Origin of the sequence: Aquabacterium sp. (assembly GCF_044226965.1) — a bacterium.
GTDB lineage: Bacteria > Pseudomonadota > Gammaproteobacteria > Burkholderiales > Burkholderiaceae_C > Pseudaquabacterium.
Window position 1 is genome coordinate 1 of sequence record NZ_JBGAGA010000125.1, and the last position, 4,278, is coordinate 4,278.

General features: G+C 73.2%; 5 protein-coding genes and 1 pseudogene. 3 read left to right on the plus strand and 3 right to left on the minus strand.

Annotated elements, in window-relative coordinates; all coding sequences use genetic code 11:
• The 3 genes and pseudogenes from ACILR4_RS28760 to ACILR4_RS28770 all read left to right on the plus strand — a co-directional run.
• Positions 1 to 128, plus strand: a pseudogene (locus ACILR4_RS28760) (GNAT family N-acetyltransferase); the annotation flags it as partial.
• A complete protein-coding gene (locus ACILR4_RS28765) occupies positions 125 to 1,873 on the plus strand; it encodes an acyl-CoA synthetase (protein ID WP_395704319.1) in 1,749 nt (582 codons plus the stop codon). The pseudogene ACILR4_RS28760 and the gene ACILR4_RS28765, both read left to right, overlap by 4 nt.
• Positions 1,870 to 2,721, plus strand: coding sequence for a sulfurtransferase (locus tag ACILR4_RS28770; protein WP_395704320.1), 852 nt, complete (start codon positions 1,870 to 1,872; stop codon positions 2,719 to 2,721). The genes ACILR4_RS28765 and ACILR4_RS28770 overlap by 4 nt, the downstream gene beginning before the upstream one ends.
• Before the next feature lie 32 nt (positions 2,722 to 2,753).
• Here the strand turns inward: ACILR4_RS28770 and ACILR4_RS28775 are convergent, their stop codons facing one another.
• The 3 genes from ACILR4_RS28775 to ACILR4_RS28785 form a co-directional block, all read right to left on the minus strand.
• Complete coding sequence (locus tag ACILR4_RS28775; RefSeq protein WP_395704321.1) at positions 2,754 to 3,413, minus strand: hypothetical protein; 660 nt, start codon at positions 3,411 to 3,413, stop codon at positions 2,754 to 2,756.
• Positions 3,410 to 3,637, minus strand: a complete 228-nt coding sequence (locus tag ACILR4_RS28780) for a helix-turn-helix domain-containing protein (RefSeq protein ID WP_395704182.1) — start codon at positions 3,635 to 3,637, stop codon at positions 3,410 to 3,412. The genes ACILR4_RS28775 and ACILR4_RS28780 overlap by 4 nt, the downstream gene beginning before the upstream one ends.
• A gap of 80 nt (positions 3,638 to 3,717) precedes the next feature.
• The coding region (locus tag ACILR4_RS28785) for a DUF2975 domain-containing protein (protein ID WP_395704322.1) at positions 3,718 to 4,278 on the minus strand (561 nt) is incomplete at its 5' end.

Consider the following 4,278-nt stretch of genomic DNA (forward strand, 5'->3'; position numbering starts at 1 on the left):
GGAGCGTGCTGGACTGGAACGAGAACGCCATCCGCTTCTACCAGCGCATGGGCGCCACCGTGATGCCCGACTGGCGCATCTGCCGCGTCACCGGCGAGGCGCTGCAGCGCTTCGCACGCTCCGCATGAAGCGCACGCGCGGCGCGGGGGCGGTGGCGGTCGCCGACCGGCATGCCGAGATCCACGCGCAGTTCAGGTGGCAGGTGCCGGCGCAGTTCAACATCGCCGAGGCCTGCTGCGGCCGCTGGGCGCGGGCGACGCCCGAGGCCATCGCCATCCATGCGCAGCACGAGAACGGCGCCCGTGCCACGCTGCGCTACGGCCAGCTGCAGCAGCAGGCCCATCGCCTGGCCAACGCGCTGCAGCGCCTGGGCGTGCGGCGCGGCGACCGGGTCGCGATCGTGATGCCGCAGCGCTGCGAGACCGCCATCGCGCAGATCGCGGTGGCGCAGCTGGGCGCGGTGGCGATGCCGCTGTCGATGCTGTTCGGGCCCGATGCGCTGGAGTACAGGCTGCAGCACAGCGAGGCCGCTGTCGCGATCGTCGACGAGAGCGCGATCGCCAACCTGCGCGCGGCGCGCCCGCAGTGCCCGGGCCTGCGCTGCGTGATCGCGGCCGGCGACGCCGCAGGCCAGGGCGACATCGACTGGGCCGATGCGCTGGCCGCCGAGCGCGACGTGCACGATCCGGTCGTCACCGGTGCCGACGATCCCGCGGTGCTGATCTACACCAGCGGCACCACCGGTCCGCCCAAGGGGGCGCTGATTCCCCACCGCGCGCTGATCGGCAACCTCACCGGCTTCGTCTGCAGCCAGAACTGGTATCCGCAGGCCGATGCGGTGTTCTGGTCGCCGGCGGACTGGGCCTGGACCGGCGGGCTGATGGACGCGCTGCTGCCCACGCTGTACTTCGGGCGCGAGATCGTGGCCTACCAGGGCCGCTTCGCGCCGGAGAAGGCCTTCGAGCTGATGCAGCAGTACCGGGTGACGCACACCTTCCTCTTCCCCACCGCGCTGAAGGCGATGATGAAGGCGGTGCCGCACCCGCGCAGGCAGTACCGGCTGCAGCTGCGCGCGATCATGAGCGCGGGCGAGGCGGTGGGCGATGCGGTGTTCGCCTACTGCCGCGACGAGCTGGACGTCACCGTCAACGAGATGTTCGGCCAGACCGAGATCAACTACATCGTCGGCAACTGCGGCCGCACGCTCGATGGCCGGGGCCGCGAGGCAGCCGGCTGGCCAGCACGCCCGGGCAGCATGGGCCGCGCCTACCCGGGCCACCGCATTGCGGTGATCGACGACGCGGGCCGCGAATGCCCGCGCGGCACGCCCGGCGACGTGGCGGTGCACCGGCTGGACGTGCATGGCCAGCCCGACCCGGTGTTCTTCCTCGGCTACTGGAAGAACGACGAGGCCACCCGCGCGAAGTTCACCGGTGACATGGCCAGCAGCTGGTGCCGCACCGGCGACACGGCGGTGATGGACGAGGACGGCTACCTCTGGTACCAGGGCCGCAGCGACGACGTGTTCAAGGCCGCCGGCTACCGCATCGGTCCCAGCGAGGTGGAGAACTGCCTCGTCAAGCATCCCGCGGTGGCCAATGCCGCGGTGGTGCCCAAGCCCGACGCGGCACGCGGCGCGGTGGTCAAGGCCTATGTCGTGCTGGCCCCCGGCTACGCGGCCAGCGACGCGCTGGTCGAGTCGCTGCAGCAGCATGTGAAGGGCAAGCTCGCGCCCTACGAATACCCGAAGGACATCGAGTTCATCGACGCCCTGCCGATGACCACCACCGGCAAGGTGCAGCGCCGCGTGCTGCGCCTGCAGGAGGAGGCGCGCGCCCGGGCCGCCCCGCAACCCACGCCCCACGCAAGATGACGTCTCCGCTGATCACCGCCTCGGCCCTGGCGGCCCGCCTGAACGACCCGCACGCGCGCACGCTGGTGTGCGACTGCAGCTTCGACCTCGCCGACCCGAATGCCGGCGCGCGGGCCCACGCCGCCGGCCACATCCCGAACGCGGTGTACCTGCACCTCGACCAGGACCTCTCCGCGCCGAAGACCGGCCGCAACGGCCGCCATCCCTTGCCCGAGCGCGCGGCCTTCGCGGCGCGCATGGCCGAACTGGGCGCCAGCGACGACAGCCTGATCGTGGCCTACGACGCCTCCGGCGCCATGTTTGCAGGGCGGCTGTGGTGGATGCTGCGCTGGGCCGGTCATGCGCAGGTGGCGGTGCTCGATGGCGGCCTGGCGGCCTGGCGCGAAGCCGGAGGTGCGCTGCAGGTGGGCATCTCCAGCACGCCGGTGCCCGGCCGCTTCACGCTGCGCCCCGCGCTGACGCGCCTGCTGAACCACGCCGAGGTGCGCGCCGGCCTCGGCCGCGGGCCGCGCTTGCTGGTCGATGCGCGGGCGGCCGATCGCTTTCGCGGCGAGAACGAGACCCTCGACCCGGTGGCCGGCCACATTCCGGGGGCGACCAACCGGCCCTTCCGCGACAACCTCGGGCCCGACAACCGCTTCAAGACCGCCGACGCCCTGCGTGCCGAATGGCAGGCCCTGATGGCCGGCCGCGTGCCGGCCGAGCTGGTGCAGTACTGCGGCTCGGGCGCCACCGCCTGCCACAACCTGCTGGCGATGGAGATCGCCGGGCTGCCCGGCGCCGCGCTCTACGCCGGCTCGTGGAGCGAGTGGTGCGCGCAGCCGGAGGCGCCGATCGCCGTCGGCTGAGCCGGCCTGGTTGAGGACCCTCAGCCGGCCCCTCAGCAGGGCCCCACCAGCCAGGGCTTGGGATGCGTGCTGTCGAACGGGTCGATCTGGCCGGCGCGTGAGGGCCGGGCCACCAGGCACTCGTTGCCGCGGCGGAAGCGCCGTGAGCCATCGGGCAAGGCCTCCTCGTGGATCGTGCCGTCCAGCGCCTGGCCGATGCGTTCGGTGGCCGTCAGCGGCCGATCGCGCAGCCGCGGGTCGTCACGCAGCAGCGACGCCAGCGAACGCGGCTGCGAGGCCGCGCCCTTCGGCAGCCGCAGGTCCAGCGGCGCAGAGGCGGGCGGCGGTGCCGCGGCGGCCACCGGCTCGGCAGGCGCTGCGCTGATGGGTTGCGGCTGCGGCTGCGGCTGCGGCTGCGGCTGCGGAGCTGCGTCGAGCGCCGGTGCAACGGTGATCGGCTGCGGCTCGGGCCGCTGCGGCGCGAGCTTCGCTGCCCGTGGTGTCGGCGCCGGCGCGGGCGCTGGCAGGCGAGGACTTGGCGCCGGCTCGGGCACCAGCCGCAACCACAGCGGGCGGGCCTCCGCCAGCGGCCGTTCGGACCGCAGCCGCGGCCGCAGCGCATCGGCCAGCCACCACGCGGCCAGCAGGTGGACGCCGATGACGCACAGCAGCAGCCGGCCCCGGCCGGGCCTGGACAGGGGAGGCAGGCTCACGGCTTGTCCGGCGCCGGCGGGTCGGGCCGGTACTCCAGCAGGTCGGCGGGCTGGCACTGCAGCACCTCGCAGATGCGCGCCAGCGTGTCGAAGCGCACGCCGCGCACCTTGCCGCTCTTGAGCAGCGAGATGTTCTGCTCGGTGATGCCCACCGCCTCGGCCAGTTCGCGCGAGCGCATCTTGCGCCGCGCCAGCATCACATCGAGGTTGACGACGATGGGCATGGGTCAGCCGACGCCGGGCCGCCTCAAGGCGGCTGATCCCCGTGGGGGACGCGAGCGGAGCGAGCAAGGGGCCAACATGTTCAGACGAAGCTGTCGTTCTCTTCGGCCAGGCGCACCGCCTCGCTCATGACGACCGCGACGGCCAGCAGCACCGCGCCGCAGAGGATGCCGACATAGTCGTTCCACGACAGGCTGAAGGCCAGCAGGCGCTGGCCCGGCGGGTTGCCCAGGGTGAGCGCGACGCCCACCGCGGCGCGCAACAAGGGCGACAGCAGCGCCGAGGCCAGCATGCACCAGGCAAAGCCCCGCAGATGCCGCTGCGCCAACCTGCCAAAGACACGGCCAGCGCCGTATTCGCCGAAGAGCTGCCACAGCTGCCACAGCGCCGCCAGGCCCAGCAGCACGCCGGGCAGGCTGGACAGCGCGCCCAGCAGCAGCGCGCGTTCGTCGATCACGGTGGGATGGTCGCCAATGCCGGCGATCGACGGGCCGGCGCTGCGCACCCAGTCCGGCGACAGCCAGAACAGCAGCGGCACCAGGCACAGGGTGGTCGCGCCCAGCACGGTCAGTGCGCGCACCACCCACACCAGGCTGCGCAGCCCGGGCGGCAGGGGGCGTGCGGCGGCGGCTCCGTCAGGCGC

Excerpts from the sequence above, each read along its gene's own strand:
- ACILR4_RS28770 (WP_395704320.1), top strand. The coding sequence starts at position 1,870 with ATGACGTCTCCGCTGATCACCGCCTCGGCCCTGGCGGCCCGCCTGAAC.
- ACILR4_RS28765 (WP_395704319.1), top strand. The coding sequence starts at position 125 with ATGAAGCGCACGCGCGGCGCGGGGGCGGTGGCGGTCGCCGACCGGCAT.
- ACILR4_RS28780 (WP_395704182.1), bottom strand. The coding sequence starts at position 3,637 with ATGCCCATCGTCGTCAACCTCGATGTGATGCTGGCGCGGCGCAAGATG.